This is a genomic window from Mesorhizobium sp. M0074 (assembly GCF_040322975.1).
GTDB lineage: Bacteria > Pseudomonadota > Alphaproteobacteria > Rhizobiales > Rhizobiaceae > Mesorhizobium.
In genome coordinates this window covers 19079-42988 of record NZ_JAMYUM010000012.1, presented here as the reverse complement: position 1 = coordinate 42988, position 23910 = coordinate 19079, and the positions used below count along the sequence as shown (strand labels likewise).

Genomic DNA, 23910 nt, shown 5'->3' with positions numbered 1-23910 from the left:
GATCTATTCCGAAAACCGGCTACCACTTTTCGGGATCATGCTCTCGCCCCTCGCAATGGCGTGGAAGAACGTGCCGCTGACATTGCCGCGCCGGTAGCCGGAGGCGCCGAGCGGGTTGCCTTGTCCGTCGGCGAGGTCGGCCAGCGGCTCGTCAGTGCCGGTCGCAATCATCTGCGCGTAGTGGAATTCATGGCCGCGGACCAGCGTGCCTCGGCCGCCGAGCGGACAGCCGGACCGCAGCCGCGCCTCGCGGTAGCCGAGATTCATCTTGCGCTTGGCGAAGCTGGTCGAATGGCCGAGGAGGCCAAGCATCCGATGCGTCTCGCCCGACGCGTCCTCGAGCGCTTCGCCCAACACCATGAAGCCGCCGCACTCGCCATGCACCGGCCGCGTGGCGGCGAACCTCGCCATGCCCGCCCTGAAATTCGCGGCGGCGGCGAGGCGGCCGGCGTGAAGCTCGGGATAGCCGCCGGGCAGCCAGCAGACATCGCAATCGTCGCCAGGCGCCACATCAGCGAGCGGCGAGAACGGCACGATTTCGGCGCCGGCCTTGCGCCAATGCATGGCGACATGCGGATAGAGGAAGGTGAAGGCGGCGTCCTCGGCGAGCGCAATGCGCTGGCCGGGGGGAGGCAGCGCATCGCCGAAATTGCCCGGCGCGGGCGTGAATGGCGCCGCCAGCGCCATGATGGCCTCGAGGTCGAGCGAGCGCTCGACCATGTCGGCCAGCCGGTCGAGGTGCGCCATCAGATTCTCATATTCGCCGGCCTGGACGAGACCGAGATGGCGCTCGGGCAGGTTGAGCGAAGGATCGCGCAGGATAGCGCCGACGACAGGCAGGCCGAGTGCTTCGATGGCATCACCGCAAAGCCGGCGGTGGCGTTCGCTGCCCAGCCGGTTGAGCACGACCCCGGCCATGCGTACATCCGGATCGTAGGTGGCAAATCCCTTGGCGACCGCCGCTGCCGTGGTCGACTGGCCGGAGACGTCGAGCACCAGCAGCACCGGCAGGCCGTAGAGCCGGGCAAGGTCGGCGGCCGAACCAGTGCGCCCTTGAGCAGCAGGAATCCCGTCGAACAGGCCCATGGCGCTTTCGAGGAAGATAAAATCGGCATCTTCGGTCGCTTCGCCGGCCAGTGCGTTGAGCAGGGCGGGCGGCATTGCCCAGCTGTCGAGATTGATGCCGGACAAGCCTGTGGCGGCGGTGTGGAAGCCAGGATCGATATAGTCCGGGCCGGATTTGGCGCCGCGCACTTTCAGGCCGCGCCGGGCAAGTGCGCGCAAAATGCCGATGGTGACGCTGGTCTTGCCCGAGCCCGAGCGCGGCGCGCCGATGATGATGGCGCGGGTCATGGCTCACCAGCCAGTGCCGCGCGCATCCCGACGATGCCGCCGACGACGATCAGCGCCGGCGAGGTCAGACCGGCGGCCGCTGCCTCTTCCGCAATCGTGGCGAGCGTGGCGACGACGATACGCTCCTGCGGCGTCGTCGCGGCAACGATGACCGCGGCGGGCGTCGAAGACGGCAGGCCGCCCTCGAGCAGCGAGGCGGCGATCAGCGGCAGATTGGCCATGCCCATATAGATGACCACCGGCTGGCCGGTGCGGGCGATTGCCGCCCAGTCGAGATCATCATCGGTGCCGGCGGCATGGCCGGTCGCCAGGATCAGCGCCTTGTTGATGCCGCGCATGGTGCCGGGAATGCCGGTCGCGGCCAGCGCGCTGAGGCCGGACGTCAGGCCAGGCAGGATGCGGAACGGGATAGTTTCCCCGGCCAGCGCCAGCGCCTCTTCGCCGCCACGCCCGAAAATATAGGGGTCGCCGCCCTTGAGCCTGACGACGCGCCGGCCCGCGCGCGCCAGCCGGACCAGCAGAGCGGTTATGTCGTCCTGCTTCATCGACGGCTTGCCGCCGCGTTTGCCGGCATAGAACAGTTCCGCGCCCTCGGCGACGGCGACGACCGCGGGCGAGACCAGCGCGTCATAAACCAGCGCGTCGCACTGTCCGAGGGCGGCCAGCACTTCCAGCGTCAGGCAGCCGGGATCGCCAGGGCCGGCACCGGCCAGCCAGACATGACCGGGCTCCAGCTGGCGCGGCTTGAAGTTCAGCCGGGTGAGCGCCTGCTCGACCGTAGTGTTTCTGTTGCTGCCGCTCACAATCCGTCCCGTCCGCGAAAGCGTCGCTGGTAGTGCGCGTCGTACAGTGAACTTTCGCCAAAGCCCTCCGCCTCCAGCGAGCGGCCGACGAAGATGATTGCCGTGCGTTCCATCGGATCGGCGGCCAGTTGTGCCTCGATGGTGGCCAGCGTGCCGGTCAGCACGCGCTCGTCCGGCCAGGAAGCACGGAAGACGACCGCCACCGGGCAATCGGCGCCATAGAACGGCGTCAGTTCGGCGACGATCCGGTCGATAGCGTGGATGGCAAGGTGGATGGCCAGCGTGGCGCCGGTGCGGCCGAAGCCGGCCAGCGTTTCGCCGGGAGGCATTTTCGAGGCGCGGCCGGAGATGCGGGTCAGCACCAGGCTTTGCGCGACTTCTGGAATGGTCAGCTCGCGGCGCAGCGCTGCCGCCGCAGCGGCGAAGGACGGCACGCCCGGCGTCAGCGTGTAAGGAATGCCGTGCTTTTCCAGCCGGCGGATCTGTTCGGCAACGGCGCTCCACACCGAAAGATCGCCGGAATGCAGGCGGGCGACATCATTGCCGGCCGCGTGGGCTGCCAGATATTCGGCCTCGATCTCGTCGAGCGACATCGGCGCGGTGTCGATCAACCTCGTTCCGGGCGCGCAGTGCTGCAACAGCTCCGGCGCGACGATCGATCCGGCATAGAGGCAGACGGGACAACTGCCGAGCAGGCGGCTGCCGCGCAAGGTGATGAGGTCGGCAGCACCCGGGCCGGCACCGATGAAGTGAACGGTCATGCCGCATCTCCGCTGATGGCGATGGCGCAAGTGACAGCACCGAGCACGGTGCGCGGCCCGAGCAGTTTTGCGCCTTGGCCGGCGGCGGCAAGCGCCGAGGCTTCGGAAACCGACGGCGTGCCGGCATGCTCCTGCGATAGGTCGGAACGGCTGGTCGTAGATGCGGCTTTGAGTTCATCCTGCTCGACGACGATCACCGGAAGGCGGAGTTCGCGTCCGGCGGCGAAGATTGCCGCTTCATCCTGCTTGAGAGACGCGGTCGCGAGGGCTGAAAGCGCGGGCAGGGCAAGCCCGTGCGCCTCCAGCGCGGTTTCTACCGCAGCAAGCACGTCGCGTGCGCTGACGCCTTTGCGGCTGCCGATGCCCGCGACCATCATGGCTTGACCCATCTCCATTGGGTGACCGGCATAGCCGGCCGCCAGGCCTGCATCGAACCAACCGGCGAAGCACGGGATACAGCGATGCGGGTGAGGTCGCCTCCGTGCGCGGCGTGCCGGGAAAGCAACACGGCCTCCATCTCCAGCGTCACGGAGTTGACGACAAGTCGGCCGGCATCCGGCAAGGCATCGATTGCTGCGTCCAGCACGCCGGCATCGCTGCCGCCGCCGCCGATGAAGATCGCCGCCGGCGTTTCCAGTCCGGCAAGAGCTTGCGGTGCCGAACCTTCAACGACGGCGAGACCGGGAACGCCGCAAGCCGCGGCGTTGCGTCGGATGCGCGCGGCGCGCGCCGGATCGGCCTCAACGGCGATCGCACGCATGGAAGGATGGGCCAGCATCCATTCGATGCCGATGGAGCCCGATCCGGCGCCGATGTCCCACAGCAGTTCGCCGCGTCTTGGCGCGAGAGCGGACAGGGTGACGGCGCGCACTTCGCGCTTGGTGATCTGGCCGTCATGCTCGAACAAATAATCGGCAAGTCCCGCTGTCAGCGGCAGGATGCGTGCTTGCGAAGTCGATTCAACTTCGATCGCGAGCACGTTGAGCGGGTTGATCTTTTCGAGATCGAAAGTGCCGGCACTCGCCGAGCGCAGCCTTTCGTTCGGCCCACCCAGCGCCTCCAGCACCGTCAACCGCGAAGCGCCGAAGCCAAGTTCGGTCATGAGAGGGGCAATCGCTCCCGGTGCATCGCTGTCCGAGGTCAGCGCGAGAATGCGGGTGCAAGGATGCAGCAACGGCCGGATCAGGTCGAGCGAGCGGCCATGCAGCGAAATGGTCTCGACGTCCTGCAGCGCCCAGCCCAGGCGTGAGGCGGCCAGCGAAAAGGCCGAGGGCGCGGCGATCACCCGCATACCCTCCGCCGCGACCTTGCGGGCGAGGGTGACGCCGACACCGTGGTAGAAGGGATCGCCGGAGGCCAGCACGCAGACGCGTCTGCCGGAGAGCGCCAGCACGTCGCGCAGCTCGGCATCGAAAGGTGTCGGCCAGGCGCGCGCTTCACCTTTGGCGAGCGACGCGACGAGGGCAAGGTGGCGCTTGCCGCCGAAGACGAATTCGGCCTCCGCGATCAACCGCTTGGCCTTGTCGCCGAGACCCGCTACACCGTCCTCGCCGATGCCGATGATCGTGAGCCACTTTGAGGTGAGCTTGGCGCCGCGCGGAGCTTCAGCAGGCATGATGACCCACTGCATTCTGATCCTCGGCGGAACCACCGAAGCCCGGCAAATGGCCGGAAAGCTGGCCGCGCGCCCGGATATTTCGGTCATACTGTCGCTGGCCGGCCGCACCGAAAACCCGGCCGCGCAGGGGGTGCCGGTGCGGGTCGGCGGCTTCGGCGGTGCCGGCGGGCTGGCGGCGTATCTCCGCCAGAACAAGATCGACCTGCTGATCGACGCCACGCATCCCTATGCGGCGCGAATCTCCGCCAATGCGGCGGAAGCAGCGCGCATGACCGGCGTGCCTATCGTTACGCTCAGGCGTCCCGGATGGGAGGCGGTCGAAGGTGATCGCTGGATGTTGGTCGACACCGTTGCCAGCGCGGTGACGGCTTTGGGATCGGTGCCGCGCCGCGTATTCCTGGCGCTCGGGCGACAGGAGGTCGCTGCCTTCAAGGCCGCTCCCCAGCATCATTATCTCATCCGCAGTGTCGACCCGGTCGAGCCCAGGCTCGCTGTGCCCGACGCGACCTATCTCTTGGCGCGCGGGCCGTTTCGGGAAGTCGACGAACATGCCCTGCTTCTGCAACACCACATCGAAGTCGTTGTTTCCAAAAACAGCGGCGGCGAGGCAACCTACGGCAAGATCGCGGCCGCGCGAGCGCTGGGAATCGAGGTGGTGATGATCCGCAGGCCGGCGCTGCCGGACGTCACGTCGGCTGAGACCGTCGAATCTCTTGCCGCGATGGTCGATCATTTTCTGGTCGGTCATGTTCTTGGGCCAGCTGCCGAACGCGGCGTGTAGACCAGCGCGGCCTTGTCACCCCGCTTGATGATCCTGGTTTCCGGCGAGCCGATGATGATGCAGGTCGCCATGTCGGCCTTCGCGGCATCGGCGTCCGCCAGCAGAAAAACCTCGATGCGCTCGTCGGGACGGCCGGCGGCACGGCCGAAGATCACCGGCGTGGTGCCGGGCAGGATCGCAGCAAGGCATTCGAAGGCGCGGCCTAGCTGCCATGGGCGCGCCTTACTGATCGGGTTGTAGAGCGCGATGACGAAGCCGGCGCCCGCTGCCGCCAGCAGGCGTAGCTCGATCAGGTCCCACGGCTTCAGATTGTCGGACAGCGATATGGCGCAGAAATCGTGGCCGAGCGGCGCGCCGATGCGGGCGGCGACGGCGAGCATGGCGGTGATACCGGGCACGATGGCGATGTCGACCGCGCGCCATTCGGGTGGGCCCGCCTCTATCGCCTCGCAGACGGCCGCGGCCATGGCGAAGACGCCGGGATCGCCGCCCGACACGACGGCGACATCGTGGCCTTCCGCAGCCTTCAGCAGCGCGTCCTTGGCGCGCGCGAGTTCCTCGCGATTGTCGGAAGCGACGCGAATCTGGTCGGGGCGCAGATCGAGCCGGTCAAGATAAGGCTTGTAGCCATAGAAGAATTTTGCCTCGGCAACGGCGCGGCTTGCCTCCGGCGTCACCTGGTCGGCGTCGCCGGGCCCGAGGCCGATGACGGTGAGGCGGCCGCTCATGCTTCGGCTCTCAATGCGTTTGGCCGGCCCGACCAGCCGGCCACCAGCACGATGGCGAAATAAGGCGCCTGGCCATCCTTTTTGTCGGCAAGCCGCATCGAGACACCGCCCGGCATGGTGCCGCGCTCGACATAGATGGCCCGCGCCAGCTTGTCGGTTGCCTCCAGCGCGCGCTTGATCTTGGGCAGGTTGCGGCCGACCTTCATGATCACGGCGGCGTCGGTGTCGGCGAGGCGGCGCATCAGCTCGAATTCGCTCATGGTGCCGGGCAATACGGTCAGTACGTCGTCGCCCTGGACGATCGGCAGGCCGGTCGCCGACCAGCAGCCGGACATGGCGGTGATGCCGGGAATGACTTCGGTCGGGAAGCGGTGCGCCAGCCGGACATGGAGATGCATGTAGGAGCCGTAGAAAAGCGGGTCGCCTTCCGAAAGCACAGCGACCATCCTGCCGGCGCTGAGGTGCGCGGCGACCTTTTCGGCCGATTCCTCGTAGAAATCGGTGATCTGCGAGCGGTAATCGCTGTGATCCTTGTCGATTTCGGTCGTCACCGGATAGAGCAGCGGCAGTTCAATCAAATCGGAGCGAAAATGGGTTTCGACGATGGCCCGGGCGTTGCTGTTGTTGCCGCGCTTAGCGAAATGCGCGACGACATCGGCCTCGGCCAGCGCGCGCACTGCCTTCAGCGTCAAGAGTTCCGGGTCGCCGGGTCCGGTGCCGACGCCGACAAGCCTGCCTTTTGCAATCGCATTCATAGGCCCGGCCTCGCCAATGCATTGAGGGCGGCGGCGGTCATGGCGCTGCCGCCCAGCCGGCCGCGCACGATGGCGTAAGGCACGCCATAGGAATTTTCGGCCAGCGCATCCTTCGATTCAGCGGCGCCGACAAACCCGACCGGCATGCCGATGATCGCCGCCGGCTTCGGGGCGCCGTCGCGCAGCTTCTCCAGCAGATAGAAAAGGGCTGTCGGCGCATTGCCGATGGCGACGACCGAACCGGCCATGCGCTCGCCCCACAGGTCGATCGCCGCGGCCGAGCGGGTGTTGCCGATCTTTTTCGCGATGTCGGCGGTCCGCGGATCGCGCAGCGTACAGATCACCTCGTTGCCGGCCGGAAGCCGGGCGCGCGTGACGCCATGCGAGACCATCTGCGCGTCGCAGAAGATCGGCGCGCCGGCCCCCAGCGCCGTGCGCGCAGCGGCGACGAAATCGCTCGAGAAAACGAAGTGCCTGCAAGCATCGACCTGGCCGCAGGCGTGGATCATGCGGATAGCGATTTCGGCCTCGGCTTCGGAAAAGCGCGACAGGTCGGCCTCGGCGCGGATAATGGCGAAGGAGCGCTCGTAGATCGCCGTGCCGTCATGGATGTAGTCGTAGGCGTTCTGGGCGGGCATGCTCATTCCTGTCGGTAGATTTCGGTGATGCCGGCCGCGCCGAGCCTTGCCAGGCAGGCGGCAGCGGTTTCGCCGGAATGTCGTGCGCTGCGGATCATCGCTGCAACGCGGCCGATGCCGTGCGCGGCGTCGTAGCCCGGCCTGTATCCGGCGGGCAATGCCTTTGCCGTCCCGTCCACGACAAGTCCGGCTCCGTTTTCGCCACCGACCAGGGTCAGCGCCGCCGGACCGGGATGGGCGCAACCCTTGGCGCAGCCGGAGATGTGCAGCGTCAGCGAGGAATCGAGGATATCGCGGTCTTCCACGGCGATGGTCTCGGCGATGTTGCGTGTCGCGATGCGGCCCGAGGCACAGGCGGAAGCACCCGGGCAGGCGGCGATCCTGGTGCGCGGATCGGCTGCGTCGGTGACGAAGCCGAGGGTTGCGGCGGTTTTCTGGAGTGAAAGACATGCGGCTGGGGAGAGGCCAAGCAAAAGCAGCGTGCGACCCGGCGCCAGACGGATTTCGGTGGTGCCGAGGATGAGGGCGTATTGGGTGAGATCGATAAGTTTTTGCGCTGGTATGCTGCCGAACGGCAGGCCGATGCCGAGGGAGGTACTGCCGGCTGCCAGATCGAAAACTCCGATGGGCCGGCGATCCTTCGCGCCCCCCTCTGTCCTGCCGGACATCTCCCCCTCTAGGGGGGAGATTGCGCCTTCGTCTCCGATTTCGCCAATCGCCGAAGGTGCTGGGGGGAAGCCGCCGGCGAAGCTGCCGATCTCCCCCCTTGTGGGGGAGATGTCCGGCAGGACAGAGGGGGGCGCGACGGATCGCCAACTTGCGAGAGATCTCAGCTGCCTCGCCGTCAAATCCCGCGCATGGGCATCGCGGCCCTTTTCGGCAACCATCCTGAGAATGGCGACGGCGATGTCACAAGCCGCATCTTCCTCGGACATCGCCAGCGGCGTGGCACCCTGCGCATCTCCGGCGAGCGATACCCGCCACTTAATTCCGTCGGCGGCCCGCACCCCGACCAGCCTGACATCGGCCGTAACCGCATCCATTGTCAGCTGCCCGCCGCCGTCAACAATCACCGACACCTTCGGGCCAAGCCGTTGCGTAACACCGGCGTCCTCAATTGCCGCCCGAATCCGCTGCGCCATTGGGCGCGGGTCGGCTATCTCCTCCTGGTCGAGCCCGGCCAGCGGGCCGGTCTCGACCGGCACGCCGGTGCGCACCGCGATGCCGAGCGCATCGACCTCCATCGCCAGCAGCCGCGCGCTTGCCGACGTCAGGCCGCGGATCTGCAGGCTGCCGCGGGCGGTCACTTCCATGATACCGTTGCCATGGCGCAAGGCAGATTCGCAGAGTCCGATCAACGATTTCGGCAACAGTCCTCCAGCGACCGGATTGAGCCGCACCAGCAGCCCGTCGCCGGTCTGCATCGGCGCGGACAAGGCAGGGCAGGCGCCACGGCGCGAGAAAGCGTTCATGCCGCCACTCCCAGAGCTTGCGCTTCGGCAATCAGTGCGGCGAGATCGTCATCGATCGAATTGCGCAGCGGATGCCAGAGCCCGCGCCGCCGTGCCGACAGCAAACGCTCGGCAATCACCTTCGCCGCCGCCGGGTTCTCGCGCAGTATGAAGGCGCGCACCACGGGGTCGCCAAGATAGGCGTCGTGCACCGCCTCGATCAGCGTGCCCGATATGGCATGGGTAGTCTCAGCAAAGCCGACAAGCCGGTCGACCGTCTCGGCGAATTCCGAGGCGCCGCGCGGGCCATGACGCATCTGGCCGGCGATGAAGCGCGGATTGACGGCGCGTGCCCGCACGACGCGCGACACGGCCTCACTGATCGAGCGCGGCTTCGGTCTTTGCGGGTCCGTGGTGTCGAGCACGATCACGTCGGCGTTTTTGCCGAGCGCGGCAAGTGCTGCCGAAAAGCCGCCGATGAAGGCGACGTCGGCCGAGCCTTCGAGGATGTCGCGGCCGGGGTCGTCGCCGGTATGAACCAGAAGATCGGCCTCGGCGAGGCGATCCTCGAACGCGCCGGGCGCCGAAATGCCTTTGCCCTCGGAGCCGCCATAGGCGTGCGAGGTGGCGGCGAGATAGGTGCGGCCGATCTCTTCGCGCGCGGCCCAGTCGCCGCTCGACAACAAGTCCTCGACGCCCGCGCCGTAAGTGCCCGGCGAGGTGCCGAAAATGCGCGGGCTGATCTTGCCGTCGATGCGGGTCCTAGCGGCGAGCGGGTTTTCCGAATCATCCTCGTCGCGGGTCGCCACCGCGTTGGCCGCGGCGTCGATCAGCGCGATCTGGGTCGGGAACATGTCGCGGAACAGGCCCGATATGCGCCAGGTGACATCGATGCGCGGACGGCCGAGTGTTGCCGGCGGCAGCACATCTATGCCGGTGATGCGGCCGGTGGCGGAATCCCATTGCGGCCGGCAGCCCATCAGCGCCAGGCCTTGCGCGATCTCCTCACCGCCGGTGCGCAGCGAGGCCGAGCCCCACAGGTCGATGACCAGCGAGCGCGGCCAGTCGCCATGCGATTGCATGTAGCTGCGGACCACTTCTTCCGCTGCCACCTTGCCCAGATCATAGGCGGTCGGCGTCGGCATGGTGCGCGGGTCGGCGGTAAACAAATTGCGGCCGGTGGGCAGCACATCGCTCCGGCCACGCGCCGGCGCACCGGCCGGACCGGCAGCGACGTGGCGGCCATCGAGGGCGGCAAGCAGCGCGGTTTTTTCAGCTGCCGCACTTTGCCGCCGTACCGGATCAGCCTCGCCTTCCGGCGAGCGGCCGTAAATGTGCAGGCCGTCCTTGATGGCGAAATCCTTGAGATCGCAGAGCCAGGCGTCGATGCGGCGCAAGGCCTCGTCGGCTGCGTCGGTCCTGGCGACGCCTGCCTCTGAGGCGAGGCCGGTCTTTTCCGCCGTCTCGACGATCAGCTTCGCCAGGCGGTCGCGGCGGCGGCGGTCGAGCCCGTCGGCCTGGGCATATTCGTCAACCAGTCGTTCAAGCCTGTGCTGGTTTTCGTCCAGCCCGGCGCCGGTCAGCGGCGGCGGCAGATGGCCGAGCGTGACGGCGGCAATGCGCCGCTTGGCCTGCGCTGCCTCTCCCGGGTTGGAGACGATGAAGGGATAGATGACGGGCAGGGGACCGGTGACTATCTCGGGAAAGCAGTTTTCGCTGAGCGCCACGGTCTTGCCGGGCAGCCACTCCAGCGTGCCATGGGCGCCGACATGGACAATTGCATGGATGCCGAGCGACTTGCGCAGCCAGAGGCCAAAGGCGACCAGCGCATGGCGCGGCGGCAGCGTCGGGTCGTGATAGTCGGCGCGGCGGTCGGCTGAGCGCCCGCGGTCAGGTGCGAGTGCCACGGTGACGTTGCCGAAGGTGGCTGCGCGGAAGGCGAATTTTGCGGCGGCAGGCGCTTGAACACCCCCCTCTGTCCTGCCGGACATCTCCCCCTCAAGGGGGGAGATTGCGCTGTTGTCTCTGCTTTCGCCAATTACCGAGGGCCTTAAGGGAGAGCCGGTGGCGGAACTGCCAATCTCCCCCCTTGAGGGGGAGATGTCCGGCAGGACAGAGGGGGGTGCCTCGCACAAACTTGTCTCATCTGCCGCATTCCCCCATGCGGCCGTCACGGCAGCTATCGCTTCAGCAGGCAATTCCGCCGAGTACCCGAGATAGTCCTCAAACCCCAACCCTTCACCTCCACGCTCCAGCACCTCTAGCAACTCGCGCGGCGTTTGCGGAATCCTTTCAACGGCGTAGCCCTGTTCGCTCAGGTCGTGCAGCATTGCCAGCACGCTGGACGGCACGTCGAGACCAACCGCGTAGCCGGTGCGACCGGGGGCGCTCGGATAGTCGGGGATCAGGATGGCGAGCTTGCGCTCCGAACGCGGCGTCCGCTGCAGGCGCACGAAGGCCTCGACACGGTTCGCCACTTGCGCCACGCGGTCGGGCTCAGGCCGGTTGGCGAAGGCGCGGAAGGCCAGCGCCGGGTCGGTTTCGCTTTCGCCCTTGAATGAAATGGCGCCGGCCAGGATGCGGCCGTCGAGCTCGGGCAGGACGACATGCATGGCAAGGTCGGCGGGCGCCAGGCCGCGCTGATTGGTTTGCCAGATGTCGCGGCGGGTGGTCGCGACGATGACCTGGAACACCGGCACGCCGGCGCGGTCGAACAGGGTTTCGACACCGGGCTCGGCACCCGAGGCGAAAGCTGTGGCGGTGATGGTGGCGGCAGGCTTCAGGGTTGCGAGCGCGGTTTCGACAAAGGCGAGCGACGCCGGGTCCTTGAGGCTGGAGACGAACATAGGCACGGGAGCCATGCCGCGATGGCGCAGGGCTTCGAAAAGCGCGTCGATGGGCGCGACATCGGCGGCGAGCAGCATCGAACGGTAGAAGAGAATTGGCACGACGTCCCCCTCCCCCTCGAGGGGAGGGTGGCCCGCAGGGCCGGGTGGGGTCGTCACGGCAGTGCGCGACGTTTTGTGTAGGCGCGCTTCGGAGAGGCCCCCACCCCCGGCCTGCGGCCGGACCCTCCCCTCGAGGGGGAGGGGGACGCCGCGTTCTACGACCCCCAGTCCCGGCTCGTAAAATCCCGCCTTTGGCACGCTAACAGGTTCGGCTACCGCCGCACCCGATCCAGCGAGACTTGCCAGCCTCTGCACCAGCGCCGTCATATTTGCCGGCCCGCCCTCGCGGAAATAGCCAAGCAGGGCGTCCAACTCCTCGCGCGGCAGCGTCGAGCCTTCGATCAGTCGCAAATCCTCGTCGTGGCTCTCGCCCGGTAGGAGCGCCAGCTTGATACCGCGATTTCGCGCGATAACGGCGAGCTGGTCGCAGCCATAGCGCCACCAGTCATAGCCGCCGAGGATGCGGACCAGAATGACCTTGGCGTGGCGGGCGACGCTGTCGATCCACAGATCGACGGACATCGGATGGCGCAGGTCGCGCAAGGCGGCGAGCCGCATCGACGGCAGGCGGTGCGCATCTGCCTTCCACGCCGCCGCCAGCCCGGCCAGGTCGCTGTCGGTGAGGGACAGCGCCACGACATCCGCAGGCGTTTGCCTGAGATCGACAGGCTCGGCGAGATCGTCGAGCGAGGCGGATGTGGTGGTGAGGATGTGCATCGCGGTTCGTGCTTTGTCAGCCGGCGAGGATACGCTCGATGGCCGGGCGGTTCAGCCCTTTCAGTCCGATGACGACGAGGCGCGAGCGGCGATCGTCTTCTGCGGTCCAGGCGCGGTCGTAATAATGGTTGACGCGCGGACCGACCGCCTGCAGCAAGAGCCGCATCGGCTTACCACCGACCTCGACGAAACCCTTGACGCGCAGCACGTTTTCTTCCTCCGCAGCCGTGGCGACGCGCTGTGCCAACTCGTCCGGGTTGGACACCGACGCGATGTCGATGACGAACGAATCGAAATCGTCATGCTCGTGGTCGAGTTCGTCGTCGTGATGGGTCTTGCGGTTCTCGATGTCGTCCTCGACGGCGAGGCCGAGGCCGAGCAGCACCGACGGGTCGACCTTGCCTTGCGAAGTCGGTACGATCTTCACCGCGCGCGCCACGTGCTTGCCGATGACGGCATTGGCGCGGGCCGAGCCGGCGGCGTCCATCAGGTCGCTCTTCGACAATATGATCAGGTCGGCGCAAGCGAGCTGGTCTTCGAACACCTCCTCGACCGGATCGTCATGGTCAAGCGTCTCGTCCTGCGCGCGCTGCGCCTGCAGGGCGTCCATGTCGTTGGCTACGCGGCCATCAGCCAGCGCCGGTCCGTCGACCACGGCAATGACGCCGTCGACCGTCACGCGGCTTTTCACCGACGGCCACTGGAAGGCTTGGACCAGCGGCTTGGGCAAAGCGAGGCCGGATGTCTCGATCAGGATGTGGTCGACCCTCGGCGTCAGCGACAGGATCTGGTCCAGCGCCGGGACGAAATCATCGGCGACGGTGCAGCAGATGCAACCATTGGCCAGCTCGACGATGTTTTCCTCGGGGCAGGTGTCGATGCCGCAGCCCTTCAGGATATCGCCGTCGATGCCGATGTCGCCGAACTCGTTGACGATGATGGCCAGGCGCTTGCCTTTGGCGTTTTCGAGCAAATGGCGGATCAACGTCGTCTTGCCGGCGCCGAGAAAGCCGGTGACCACGGTGCAGGGAACGCGCGAAAGGGAGGCAGCGGTCATGTCAGGTCCTTCAAAGGTCAAGGGGAGGGATGCGGGCAACCAGGCCGCGCTTCAGGCAATCGGGACGGCCGCGCCATGGAATGAGCCCATCCGTCGAGGTGGCGAACAGCTTTGCCCCGGTGACGAGATCGGCGCCGCTGGTCGTGGTCAGATCACCGAAGACGTAACTCCAGCAGCCGTCGCGCAGCATGGCCGCGCTGAGCCGGCGCTTGCAATTGCCGAGGCATTCGACGGTGCGGATTTTGATGTTTTCGCCGCCAGCGGCGCGGCGCGTGTCCTCTGCGAGCAGTTCGCCGGCGCGCGGATGAGCGTCCGAACCGGTCTCGTCACGGCAGGACGAGCAGACGATGACGGTAACGCCGGCCGGGGAATCACCATGGCCGGACAATAAATCCGCTGTCTCAGCCGGAAAACTGCTGTCGCGTTCCAAATCAGGCTCCTTGCCCGGAAAACCCGCCAGGCGATCGGATTCTTATGTCCTAGACGGCAGGTCTCCTGGCTCGCGGGTCATCGCCTGGGTGCCGCCTTCCCGGGAACATCCCAGTGGTTTTCGGCCGAGGCTCGTCGCTTACAGTTGCGGGGACAGCCGCGGATTTGAAATCGAGATTTCGCACCGCATTCCCTCTTGGCCCTTGCCGTTGCGGGCAGGGGACCGTCTGGAACGGATTTAGGCTTGTGGGGGTAGTCGTGTCAACGCACGTCTATGACGCGGCGATATCCGCGAGCGGCCGGCCGAGGTCGCCGGCAGCCGTCACCTCGATGCGCTCAAGCCCGAGCCAGCCCTGCATCTGCTTCAATTCCTCGAAAAGGGCGGCTGCAGTTTGCGGCGGGGCGCCGGGCTCCGCATAGGCGGCATGGACGCGCAAGACGCCGGCCGGGCGGTCGGCCCTGAGGTCGACACGCCCGACGATGCTGTCGCCGAGCAGGAACGGCAGCACGTAATAGCCATACCGGCGCTTTTCGGCCGGCGTGTAGATCTCGATGCGGTAGTGGAAGTCGAACAACCGCTCGGTGCGCGACCGCTCGAAGACGACAGGATCGAACGGCGCGAGCAACGCGCGCGCCTCGATCTTGCGCGGCAAACGGGCGTCCTTGTGGAGATAGGCTGTTTTGTTCCAGCCTTCGACGCTCACCGGCAACAGGTCGCCGGCCTCGACCAACTCCTCGATGCGGCCCTTGATGTCGGCGGGCGAGAGGCGGAAATAATCGCGCAGGTCGCTTGCCGTGGCGACGCCATGGGCGCGGGCGGAGATGCGCAGCAATTCGCGGTGAGCGTCTTCGGGGGAGGGCGTTGGCAGACTCAGTATTGTTGGCGGCAGCACGCGCTCCGGCAGATCGTAGAACCGCTCGAAGCCGCGGCGATGCGCAGTGGTGATGCGGCCGGCCCAGAACAGCCACTCGAAGGCATGCTTGGCATGGCTCCAGCCCCACCAGCCGCCCGAACCCTTCTGCCCTTCGAAAGCCGACGCCGCGATCGGGCCTCGTTCGGCGACCTCGCGATAGATGTCTTCGATATAGGCGGCGTGCTTGCGGCCCCATTTGGCCAGCCCGCTGTACATTTCGTCGCCGCGCTGGGCCCGCTGCATGCGCCAGCGCATCAGCGGATAGGTCTCGACCGGCAAGAACGAGGCTTCATGCGCCCAATATTCGAAGACCATGCGCTTGCGCGTTACGGCGGCGTTGTCGAGCAACGCCAGCTTGTAGGGGCCAAGCCGCGAATAAAGCGGCATATAATGGGCGCGCACCACGGCGCTGACGGAATCGATCTGCAGCAGGCCGGTACGGGCAAGCACGCGGGCCAGATGCCGGCGGTCGGGTGTACCGGTGGGTCGCGGGTCATTGAATCCCTGTGCCGCCAGCGCGATGCGACGGGCCATGGCAAGCGAGATTTTTTCCTTCATGAAGGCGGCATCCGGACGATTTTGGACAGAGAAAATGACCTGCGATTCCGTGCCATGCTAGCAGGGTTTTGGCGGCATCCATGTCAGGAGAGAAAAGTGGAGTAAAAAGTGAAGGAAATCAAACAGGAGCGGATCGGACCAGTTTTCCCGGATATGCCGTCCAGCACCGCGATTTGAACAAGGTTTGACTTGCTTCGCCGAAAGCGCTGCGCTAACCCTCGCCGCGTTGCAGCATAGAGCCCCCTTAAAACGGTTCAGTGGTTAAACTGTCACGCTTCCGCAAGTGGGTCCGGTGCTGTAATCAGAGTGGATTGGCCGCAACGGAAAGCTGCAGAATGAACGCATTGTTGAGTTCGTACCTGCCCATCGTCCTGTTCATCGGCGTGGCGCTGGTCGTCGGACTGGCGCTGCTCGCCGCACCCTTCCTGGTGGCCTATCGCAACCCCGATCCGGAAAAGCTTTCCGCCTATGAGTGCGGCTTCAACTCGTTCGACGACGCCCGCATGAAGTTCGATATCCGCTTCTACCTGGTGTCGATCCTGTTCATCATCTTCGATCTGGAGGTGGCCTTCCTGTTTCCTTGGGCGGTGTCGTTCAGTCAGATCGGCATGCTCGGTTTCTGGTCGATGATGGTGTTTTTGGCGGTGCTGACCATCGGCTTTGCCTATGAATGGAAAAAAGGAGCGCTGGAATGGGATTGAACGACAGTTCCGGTACGCTCGTCGCGCCGAAGCCCAAGGGCCTCATCGACCCCAACACCGGCAGGCCGGTCGGGTCCGACGATCCATTCTTCCTGGAGATCAACAACGAGCTCGCCGACAAGGGCTTTCTCGTCACCTCGACCGAGGCGCTGATCACCTGGGCGCGCAGCGGCTCGCTGATGTTCATGACGTTTGGCCTCGCCTGCTGCGCCGTCGAGATGATCCATACGTCGATGCCGCGCTATGACTCGGAGAGGTTCGGTGTCGCGCCGCGCGCGTCCCCGCGCCAGTCGGACATCATGATCGTCGCCGGCACGCTGACCAACAAGATGGCGCCGGCGCTGCGCAAGGTCTACGATCAGATGCCGGAGCCGCGCTACGTCATCTCGATGGGCTCCTGCGCCAATGGCGGCGGCTATTATCATTATTCCTATTCTGTGGTGCGCGGCTGCGACCGCATCGTGCCGGTCGACATCTACGTGCCCGGCTGTCCGCCGAGCGCCGAAGCACTGCTCTACGGCATCCTTCTGCTGCAGAAGAAGATCCGCCGCACCGGCACGATAGAGCGGTGAGCGGCATGACCCAGGCGTTGAATGATCTCTCGACCTATCTCGGCGAGAAACTGGTCGGCCGGATCGGCGAGGCGGTATTCGCCTATGGCGAACTCACCATCCCAGTCGAGCCGCGCGACCTGATCGAGGTGGTCACCTTCCTGCGCGACGATCCGAAATGCCAGTTCATCTCGATCATCGACGTTTGCGGCGCCGATTATCCGTCGCGGGCAAAGCGCTTCGACGTGGTCTATCATTTGCTGTCGCCGAGACAGAATATCCGCGTCCGCATCAAGGTCCAGGCCGACGAAGAGACGCTCGTGCCGTCGATCACCGGGATTTATCCCGGCGCCGACTGGTTCGAGCGCGAGACCTACGATCTCTACGGCGTGCTGTTTTCAGGCCATCCGGATCTGCGGCGGATTCTGACCGATTACGGCTTTGAAGGCCATCCGCTGCGCAAGGACTTTCCGCTGACCGGCTTCGTCGAGGTGCGTTACGACGACGAAGCCAAGCGCGTCATCTACGAGCCGGTCGAGCTCAAACAGGAATTCCGCAATTTCGATTTTCTCAGCCCTTGGGAGGGGACGGATTACGTCCTTCCAGGCGACGAAAAAGCCAAGACGAATTGAGACGCCAAAATGGCTGAGACTTCCGTTCGCAACTTCAATATCAACTTTGGGCCTCAGCACCCTGCTGCCCATGGTGTTTTGCGGTTGGTTCTAGAACTCGACGGCGAAGTCGTCGATCGCGTCGATCCGCATATCGGGCTGTTGCATCGCGGCACGGAAAAGCTGATCGAGCATAAGACTTACCTGCAGGCCGTGCCCTATCTCGACCGGCTCGACTATTGCGCGCCGATGAACCAGGAGCATGCCTTCGCGCTTGCCGCGGAGCGGCTGCTCGGTATCGAGGTGCCGAAGCGGGGGCAGTTGATCCGAGTTCTCTACTCCGAGATCGGCCGCATCATGTCGCACATCCTCAATGTGACGACGCAGGCGATGGATGTCGGCGCGCTGACGCCGCCGCTGTGGGGCTTTGTCGAGCGCGAAAAGCTAATGGTGTTCTATGAGCGCGCCTCGGGCTCGCGCATGCATGCTGCCTATTTCCGCCCCGGGGGCGTGCATCAGGATCTGCCGCAGAAGCTGATCGAGGACATCGGCAAGTGGATCGACCCATTCCTGAAATCGGTCGACGATCTCGACGCGCTTTTGACCGGCAACCGTATCTTCAAGCAGCGCAATGTCGACATTGCCACCGTCTCCTTGGCGGACGCCTGGGCCTGGGGTTTTTCCGGCGTCATGGTGCGCGGCTCGGGCGCGCCGTGGGACCTGCGCAAATCGCAGCCTTACGAATGCTATGCCGAGCTGGATTTCGACATTCCGATCGGCAAGAACGGCGACTGTTTCGACCGTTATCTGGTGCGCATGGAAGAGATGCGGCAGTCGGCAAAAATCATGCGCCAGTGCGTCGACCTGTTGCTCGGCAAGGAAGGCAGCGGACCGGTGTCTAACCTCGACGGCAAGGTGGTGCCGCCAAAGCGCCAGGCGATGAAGCGCTCGATGGAAGCGCTGATCCATCACTTCAAACTCTATACCGAAGGCTACCGCGTGCCGGCCGGCGAGGTCTATGCGGCCGTCGAGGCGCCGAAAGGCGAGTTCGGCGTCTATCTGGTCTCGGACGGCACCAACAAGCCCTACCGCTGCAAGCTGCGCGCGCCAGGCTTTGCACATCTGCAAGCCATGGATTTCCTCTGCCGCGGCCACATGTTGGCCGACGTTACCGCCGTTCTCGGCTCCCTCGACATCGTGTTTGGTGAGGTCGATCGCTAAATGTCAGTCCGCCGTCTCGCAGAAGCCAGCCTCCAGCCAGCCTCCTTCGCCTTCAACCGGGCGAATGCGGCGGCGGCGAAGCAGTGGATCAAGAAATATCCGAAGGGGCGCGAACAGTCCGCGATCATTCCCTTGCTGATGCTGGCGCAGGAACAGGAAGGCTGGGTGACCAAGGCGGCGATCGAGACGATCTCCGACATGCTCGGCATGCCCCGTATCCGTGGGCTCGAAGTCGCGACCTTCTATACGCAGTACCAGCTCAATCCGGTCGGTACCCGCGCGCATATCCAGGTCTGCGGCACCACGCCCTGCATGCTGCGCGGCTCGGAAGCGCTGATGGATGTGTGCCGCTCGAAAATCCATCACGACCAATTCCACACCAACGACAAGGGCACGCTGTCGTGGGAGGAGGTCGAGTGCCTCGGCGCCTGCGTCAACGCACCGATGGTGATGATATTCAAGGACACCTATGAGGATTTGACGCCGGAGCGGCTTGCCGAGATCATCGACCTCTATGACGCCGGCAAAGGTGCTTCGGTGACGCCAGGACCGCAAAACGGCCGCATCACCTCGGAGCCGGCCAGCGGCCTGACGACCCTCAAGAGCGAAAAGGCGATCCTCAAGGCGACCCGCGACCGGGAAACCAGGGCGGCGACCAAGGCCGCCAAGGATGCAGAGCCGGCGGCTGCCGCCGCAGCACCAGTTCCGCCAGCGGCTTCGGCCGCGCCTGCACCGGCGCCGGTTGCGCCCTCGAATGCCAGCAAGCCGAAAACCGATGCGGTCGAGACCAGCCCGGCGCTGAAATCGCCGTCGGCGACGAAAGTCGCGCCTGCGGCGGAAAGGGCGGCGAGCGTCGCAGCGCCTCTGCATTCGGCCGCCAATGCCAACAAGGCCGAACCGCAGGTCGAGGACGTCTCGAAACAGCGCAAGGGCCCAAAGAACAAGGCCGAGCCGGCGTCTGCTTTCAAGGCGCCGGAGGCCAAGGTCAAACCGGCGAAGGCTGCCGCCAAGGCGGCCAAGCCGTCGCCCGGAAACAGGAGCCGGCCGACCGGCAAGAAGCCGGTCTGAGGAACGAGCAATGCTTCAGGACAGAGACCGCATCTTCAACAACATCTACGGCCGCTTCGACAAGTCGCTGGCCGGCGCCATGGCGCGCGGCGCCTGGGACAACACGCCCGGCATCGTTGCCAAGGGGCGCGAGTGGATCGTCAACGAGATGAAGGCATCGGGCCTGCGCGGCCGCGGCGGTGCCGGTTTCCCGACCGGGCTGAAATGGTCGTTCATGCCCAAACAAAGCGACGGCCGGCCGAGCTATCTCGTCGTCAATGCCGACGAGTCCGAGCCCGGTACCTGCAAGGACCGCGACATACTGCGCCACGACCCGCACACGCTGGTCGAAGGCTGCCTGCTTGCCGGCTTCGCCATGGGCGCGGTCGCCGCCTACATCTATGTGCGCGGCGAGTTCATCCGCGAGCGCGAGGCGCTGCAACGCGCCATAGACGAGGCCTATGCGGCCAAGCTGATCGGCAAGAACAACACCTCCGGCTACGATTTCGACATCTACATGCATCATGGCGCCGGCGCCTATATCTGCGGCGAGGAAACGGCGCTGCTCGAAAGCCTCGAGGGCAAGAAGGGCCAGCCGCGGCTGAAGCCGCCATTTCCGGCCAATGTCGGCCTCTATGGCTGCCCGACGACGGTCAACAATGTCGAGTCCATCGCTGTCGCGCCGACCATCCTGCGCCGCGGTGCCGCCTGGTTCTCGTCCTTCGGTCGGCCCAACAATGTCGGCACCAAGCTGTTCTGCATCTCCGGCCACGTCAACAATCCGTGCACCGTCGAAGAGGCGATGTCGATCCCGTTCCGCGAACTGATCGAGGCGCATTGCGGCGGCATCCGCGGCGGCTGGGACAATCTGCTGGCGGTCATTCCGGGCGGCGCCTCGGTGCCGCTGGTGCCGGCCGAGCAAATCATCGACGCGCCGATGGATTTCGACGCGCTGCGCGATCTGAAATCGGGCCTCGGCACGGCGGCTGTCATCGTCATGGACAAATCGACCGATATCGTGAAAGCGATCGCGCGGCTTTCCTACTTCTACAAGCACGAAAGCTGCGGTCAGTGCACGCCCTGCCGTGAAGGCACCGGCTGGATGTGGCGGGTGATGGAGCGGCTGGTGCGCGGCGAAGCGCAGAAGCGCGAGATCGACATGCTGCTCGACGTGACGAAGCAGGTCGAGGGCCACACGATCTGTGCGCTGGGCGATGCGGCAGCATGGCCGATCCAGGGCCTGATGCGGCATTTCCGCGGCGAGGTGGAGCGGCGCATCGACGAGTTTTCGCGCAACGCGCACCGCGCCGAACCGGTGCTGGCGGCGGCGGAATAGAAGAATTCAAAAATGCGGGCGAATGCCCGAAACGAGGAAACGAGCGCGGGGCAGACGGAAACGACCAGGAGACCACCTATGTCGCTGTTTTCGACACCCGACGATTTTACGCCCGATATGGACCCGTTCTTGAAGATGAACCAGGATCTGACCAGGATGATGCCGAAGGAGATGGCCAATGCCGTCAATCTCCTGGCGCATCCTGTCGCGGGCGCGGCGGCGATGACGGCACTCGGCATCGGTCTTGCCAACCACGCCTTTGGCATCTGGATGGGCGTGCTTTCGGGCGCGGCCGAAACCTCGCAGCGGCTTTGGCAGCCGGTCGCCGAGGATTTCGAGGCGCGAACGGAACGCGTTTCCGCGACCGGCAAAAGCTCATCGATAAAGGCGCGCGCGGCGACCAAAACCCTGATTGCCGAGGCGCAGTCCTTCGCCAACGATGTGACCGACATTGCGACGAGCACCGCGGCGCGGAGCTTGGCGAATGCGAGCACCGTTGCAGCGGATGCGTCGGCCGGGCTGATGCCGGAAGATTTCAAGCAGCCCAGGCCGATGGATCGGCCAGCCAAGCCCGCCGACCTCAAGGCGATATCGGGCATCGGGCCGAAACTGGAAAAGGTGCTGAACGGCCTTGGCATCTGGACATACGCCCAGATCGTCGCGTGGACGCCGCAAGAGATCGCCTGGGTCGAAGATTACCTGTCGTTGAAGGGCCGCATCGGCCGTGACGGCTGGATCGGTCAGGCGGCCGCGTTGGCCGGGGCCAAAAAGTGAATTCAATATCGTGCGCGGTCTCGGCTGCGCCCGGAAGGAAAGATTGCGGAACGTCCGCAGGGGTTTGAGGCGAAATGGCAAAGCTCAAGGTCGACGGGAAAGAGATCACTGTACCCGACCATTACACGCTGCTGCAGGCGGCCGAGGACGCCGGCGCAGAAGTGCCGCGCTTCTGCTTCCACGAGCGGCTGTCGATCGCCGGCAATTGCCGCATGTGCCTGATTGAGGTGAAAGGCGGCCCGCCCAAGCCGCAGGCGTCCTGCGCCATGGGCGTGCGCGACCTGCGCCCCGGCCCGAACGGCGAGCCGCCGGAAATCTTCACCAACACGCCGATGGTCAAGAAGGCGCGCGAAGGCGTGATGGAATTCCTGCTGATCAACCATCCGCTGGACTGCCCGATCTGCGACCAGGGCGGCGAGTGCGACCTGCAGGACCAGGCGATGGCGTTCGGAGTCGATTCCTCGCGCTACCATGAGAACAAGCGGGCGGTCGAAGACAAGTATATTGGGCCGCTGGTCAAGACGATCATGAACCGCTGCATCCATTGCACGCGCTGCGTCCGCTTCACCACCGAGATTGCCGGCATATCCGAGCTCGGCCTGATCGGCCGCGGCGAGGATGCCGAGATCACCACCTATCTCGAAAGCGCGATGACTTCGGAACTGCAGGGCAATGTCATCGACCTTTGCCCGGTTGGTGCGCTGACCTCCAAACCGTACGCCTTCCAGGCACGGCCGTGGGAACTGACCAAGACCGAATCCATCGACGTGATGGACGCCGTCGGCTCCGCGATCCGTGTCGATAGCCGGGGCCGCGAAGTGATGCGCATCCTGCCGCGTACCAACGAGGCGGTGAACGAGGAATGGATTTCCGACAAGACCCGCTTCGTCTGGGACGGCTTGCGCACGCAGCGCCTCGACCGCCCCTATGTGCGCAAGGATGGCAGACTGGCCCCGGCAAGCTGGGCCGAGGCTTTTGCCGCGATCAAGGAAGCGGTGTCGAATGCGGCACCCGAAAAGATCGGTGCCATTGCCGGCGATCTTGCCGCCGTCGAGGAGATCTACGCGCTGAAGCTTCTGATGGCTTCGCTCGGCTCGAAGAACACCGACTGCCGCCAGGACGGCGCCGCACTCGATCCGTCGCTCGGCCGGGCGAGCTATGTGTTCAACCCGACCATCGAAGGCATCGAACAGGCCGATGCGGTGCTGATCATCGGCGCCAATCCGCGCTTCGAGGCATCCTTGCTCAACGCCCGCATCCGCAAGCGCTGGCGGGCCGGCAATCTGCCGGTCGGCGTCATCGGCGACGTCGGCGATACGCGCTATGATTATGAGCAGCTCGGCGCCGGGCCGGAATCGCTGAAGGATCTGGCCGACGGCAACGGCAAGTTCTTCCAGCTACTGAAGAAGGCGACGCATCCGCTGATCATCGTCGGCCAGGGTGCGCTGGCGCGTCCGGACGGCGCGGCCGTGCTTGGCCAGGCGGCGAAGCTCGCCGTCGCCGTCAATGCCGCAAGGGCCGACTGGAACGGTTTTGCCGTACTGCACACCGCGGCGGCGCGGGTCGGCGGCCTCGATGTCGGCTTTGTGCCGGGCGAGGGCGGCAGGAATGTCGCCGGCATGCTCGGCGAGACCGATGTGCTGTTCCTGCTCGGTGCCGACGAAATCGACATGGCCAAGACCGGCGGCGCTTTCGTCGTCTATATCGGCACGCATGGCGACAAGGGCGCGCATCGCGCCAACGTCATCCTGCCGGGTGCCGCCTATACCGAGAAGTCGGGCACCTTCGTCAACACCGAGGGCCGCGTGCAGCAGACCAACCGGGCCGGCTTTGCGCCCGGCGAAGCGCGCGAGGACTGGGCGATCCTTCGGGCACTGTCGGATGTGCTGGGCAAGAAGCTACCTTTCGATTCGCTGCCGCAGCTACGCGCAAAGCTCTATGCGGAATACCCGCATCTTGCCCGCATCGATCATGTCGCGGCCGGCGACCCGGCCGACATCGCCAGGGTTGCCAAGCTCGGCGGGCGGTTGAACAAGGGCACCTTCACCTCGCCGGTCAAGGATTTCTACCTGACCAACCCGATCGCGCGGGCTTCCGCGGTGATGGCCGAATGCTCGGCTTTGGCGAAGAACGGCTTCAGGCAGGCGGCGGAGTAGAC

The 23910-nt window shown here is 65.5% G+C and carries 22 protein-coding genes and 1 riboswitch; of the genes, 9 read left to right on the top strand and 13 right to left on the bottom strand.

Annotated elements, in window-relative coordinates; all coding sequences use genetic code 11:
• Positions 1–3: 3 nt before the first annotated feature.
• From NKJ73_RS17540 to cbiE, 5 genes are read right to left on the bottom strand one after another with little or no spacing between them, the layout of a single operon-like run.
• A complete protein-coding gene (locus tag NKJ73_RS17540) occupies positions 4–1353 on the bottom strand; it encodes a cobyrinic acid a,c-diamide synthase CobB (RefSeq protein WP_352570399.1) in 1350 nt (449 codons plus the stop codon).
• Positions 1350–2156, bottom strand: a complete 807-nt coding sequence (gene cobA / locus NKJ73_RS17535) for a uroporphyrinogen-III C-methyltransferase (protein WP_352570398.1) — start codon at positions 2154–2156, stop codon at positions 1350–1352. The genes NKJ73_RS17540 and cobA overlap by 4 nt, the downstream gene beginning before the upstream one ends.
• The gene (cobM, locus tag NKJ73_RS17530) at positions 2153–2917 is read right to left on the bottom strand and encodes a precorrin-4 C(11)-methyltransferase (protein ID WP_352570397.1); all 765 of its coding nucleotides are present in this window, start codon (positions 2915–2917) and stop codon (positions 2153–2155) included. Before cobM ends, cobA begins: the two co-directional genes overlap by 4 nt.
• Positions 2914–3294 carry a cobalamin biosynthesis protein gene (locus tag NKJ73_RS17525; protein WP_352570396.1) on the bottom strand — a complete coding sequence of 127 codons (381 nt, stop codon included), beginning with the start codon at positions 3292–3294 and terminating at the stop codon, positions 2914–2916. Before NKJ73_RS17525 ends, cobM begins: the two co-directional genes overlap by 4 nt.
• The gene (gene cbiE / locus NKJ73_RS17520) at positions 3291–4532 is read right to left on the bottom strand and encodes a precorrin-6y C5,15-methyltransferase (decarboxylating) subunit CbiE (RefSeq protein WP_352570395.1); all 1242 of its coding nucleotides are present in this window, start codon (positions 4530–4532) and stop codon (positions 3291–3293) included. Before cbiE ends, NKJ73_RS17525 begins: the two co-directional genes overlap by 4 nt.
• Before the next feature lies 1 nt (position 4533).
• On the opposite strand from cbiE, the gene NKJ73_RS17515 reads away from it, so the two are divergent.
• A complete protein-coding gene (locus NKJ73_RS17515; protein WP_352570394.1) occupies positions 4534–5316 on the top strand; it encodes a cobalt-precorrin-6A reductase in 783 nt (260 codons plus the stop codon).
• Here NKJ73_RS17515 and NKJ73_RS17510 read toward each other — a convergent pair.
• The 8 genes from NKJ73_RS17510 to NKJ73_RS17475 all read right to left on the bottom strand — a co-directional run bounded on the left by NKJ73_RS17510 (position 5280) and on the right by NKJ73_RS17475 (position 15511).
• Positions 5280–6044 carry a precorrin-3B C(17)-methyltransferase gene (locus tag NKJ73_RS17510; RefSeq protein ID WP_352570393.1) on the bottom strand — a complete coding sequence of 255 codons (765 nt, stop codon included), beginning with the start codon at positions 6042–6044 and terminating at the stop codon, positions 5280–5282. The two genes, NKJ73_RS17515 and NKJ73_RS17510, sit on opposite strands and share 37 nt — an antisense overlap.
• Entirely contained in the window at positions 6041–6799 is a 759-nt protein-coding gene (locus NKJ73_RS17505) for a precorrin-2 C(20)-methyltransferase (RefSeq protein ID WP_352570392.1), read from the bottom strand. Before NKJ73_RS17505 ends, NKJ73_RS17510 begins: the two co-directional genes overlap by 4 nt.
• The gene (locus NKJ73_RS17500; RefSeq protein ID WP_502896706.1) at positions 6796–7443 is read right to left on the bottom strand and encodes a precorrin-8X methylmutase; all 648 of its coding nucleotides are present in this window, start codon (positions 7441–7443) and stop codon (positions 6796–6798) included. Before NKJ73_RS17500 ends, NKJ73_RS17505 begins: the two co-directional genes overlap by 4 nt.
• Complete coding sequence (cobG, locus tag NKJ73_RS17495; protein WP_352570390.1) at positions 7440–8909, bottom strand: precorrin-3B synthase; 1470 nt, start codon at positions 8907–8909, stop codon at positions 7440–7442. The genes NKJ73_RS17500 and cobG overlap by 4 nt, the downstream gene beginning before the upstream one ends.
• On the bottom strand, positions 8906–12553 hold the full coding sequence (locus tag NKJ73_RS17490; protein WP_352570389.1) for a cobaltochelatase subunit CobN: 3648 nt from the start codon (positions 12551–12553) through the stop codon (positions 8906–8908). The genes cobG and NKJ73_RS17490 overlap by 4 nt, the downstream gene beginning before the upstream one ends.
• A gap of 16 nt (positions 12554–12569) precedes the next feature.
• Positions 12570–13610, bottom strand: coding sequence for a cobalamin biosynthesis protein CobW (gene cobW / locus NKJ73_RS17485; RefSeq protein WP_352570388.1), 1041 nt, complete (start codon positions 13608–13610; stop codon positions 12570–12572).
• Between the two features lie 10 nt (positions 13611–13620).
• Entirely contained in the window at positions 13621–14040 is a 420-nt protein-coding gene (locus tag NKJ73_RS17480; RefSeq protein WP_352570387.1) for a DUF1636 family protein, read from the bottom strand.
• Positions 14041–14078: 38 nt separating this feature from the next.
• Positions 14079–14282, bottom strand: a riboswitch (cobalamin riboswitch).
• Between the two features lie 29 nt (positions 14283–14311).
• Positions 14312–15511 (bottom strand): winged helix-turn-helix domain-containing protein, encoded by a 1200-nt coding sequence (locus tag NKJ73_RS17475; protein WP_352570386.1) that lies wholly within the window; start codon positions 15509–15511, stop codon positions 14312–14314.
• A gap of 335 nt (positions 15512–15846) precedes the next feature.
• Between NKJ73_RS17475 and NKJ73_RS17470 the strand changes: the two genes are divergently transcribed.
• The 8 genes from NKJ73_RS17470 to nuoG all read left to right on the top strand — a co-directional run bounded on the left by NKJ73_RS17470 (position 15847) and on the right by nuoG (position 23908).
• Positions 15847–16212 carry an NADH-quinone oxidoreductase subunit A gene (locus NKJ73_RS17470; protein WP_023798850.1) on the top strand — a complete coding sequence of 122 codons (366 nt, stop codon included), beginning with the start codon at positions 15847–15849 and terminating at the stop codon, positions 16210–16212.
• Entirely contained in the window at positions 16203–16784 is a 582-nt protein-coding gene (locus NKJ73_RS17465; RefSeq protein WP_023670824.1) for a NuoB/complex I 20 kDa subunit family protein, read from the top strand. The genes NKJ73_RS17470 and NKJ73_RS17465 overlap by 10 nt, the downstream gene beginning before the upstream one ends.
• 5 nt (positions 16785–16789) lie before the next feature.
• On the top strand, positions 16790–17395 hold the full coding sequence (locus NKJ73_RS17460; protein ID WP_352570385.1) for an NADH-quinone oxidoreductase subunit C: 606 nt from the start codon (positions 16790–16792) through the stop codon (positions 17393–17395).
• A 9-nt stretch (positions 17396–17404) separates the two neighbouring features.
• Positions 17405–18595 carry an NADH-quinone oxidoreductase subunit D gene (locus NKJ73_RS17455; protein ID WP_352570384.1) on the top strand — a complete coding sequence of 397 codons (1191 nt, stop codon included), beginning with the start codon at positions 17405–17407 and terminating at the stop codon, positions 18593–18595.
• Positions 18596–19663 carry an NADH-quinone oxidoreductase subunit NuoE gene (gene nuoE, locus NKJ73_RS17450; protein ID WP_352570383.1) on the top strand — a complete coding sequence of 356 codons (1068 nt, stop codon included), beginning with the start codon at positions 18596–18598 and terminating at the stop codon, positions 19661–19663.
• Between the two features lie 10 nt (positions 19664–19673).
• The gene (gene nuoF / locus NKJ73_RS17445) at positions 19674–20978 is read left to right on the top strand and encodes an NADH-quinone oxidoreductase subunit NuoF (RefSeq protein ID WP_352570382.1); all 1305 of its coding nucleotides are present in this window, start codon (positions 19674–19676) and stop codon (positions 20976–20978) included.
• 78 nt (positions 20979–21056) lie between these two features.
• On the top strand, positions 21057–21752 hold the full coding sequence (locus tag NKJ73_RS17440) for a helix-hairpin-helix domain-containing protein (protein WP_352570381.1): 696 nt from the start codon (positions 21057–21059) through the stop codon (positions 21750–21752).
• 74 nt (positions 21753–21826) lie between these two features.
• The gene (gene nuoG, locus NKJ73_RS17435; RefSeq protein WP_352570380.1) at positions 21827–23908 is read left to right on the top strand and encodes an NADH-quinone oxidoreductase subunit NuoG; all 2082 of its coding nucleotides are present in this window, start codon (positions 21827–21829) and stop codon (positions 23906–23908) included.
• The last annotated feature ends 2 nt before the right edge of the window (positions 23909–23910 follow it).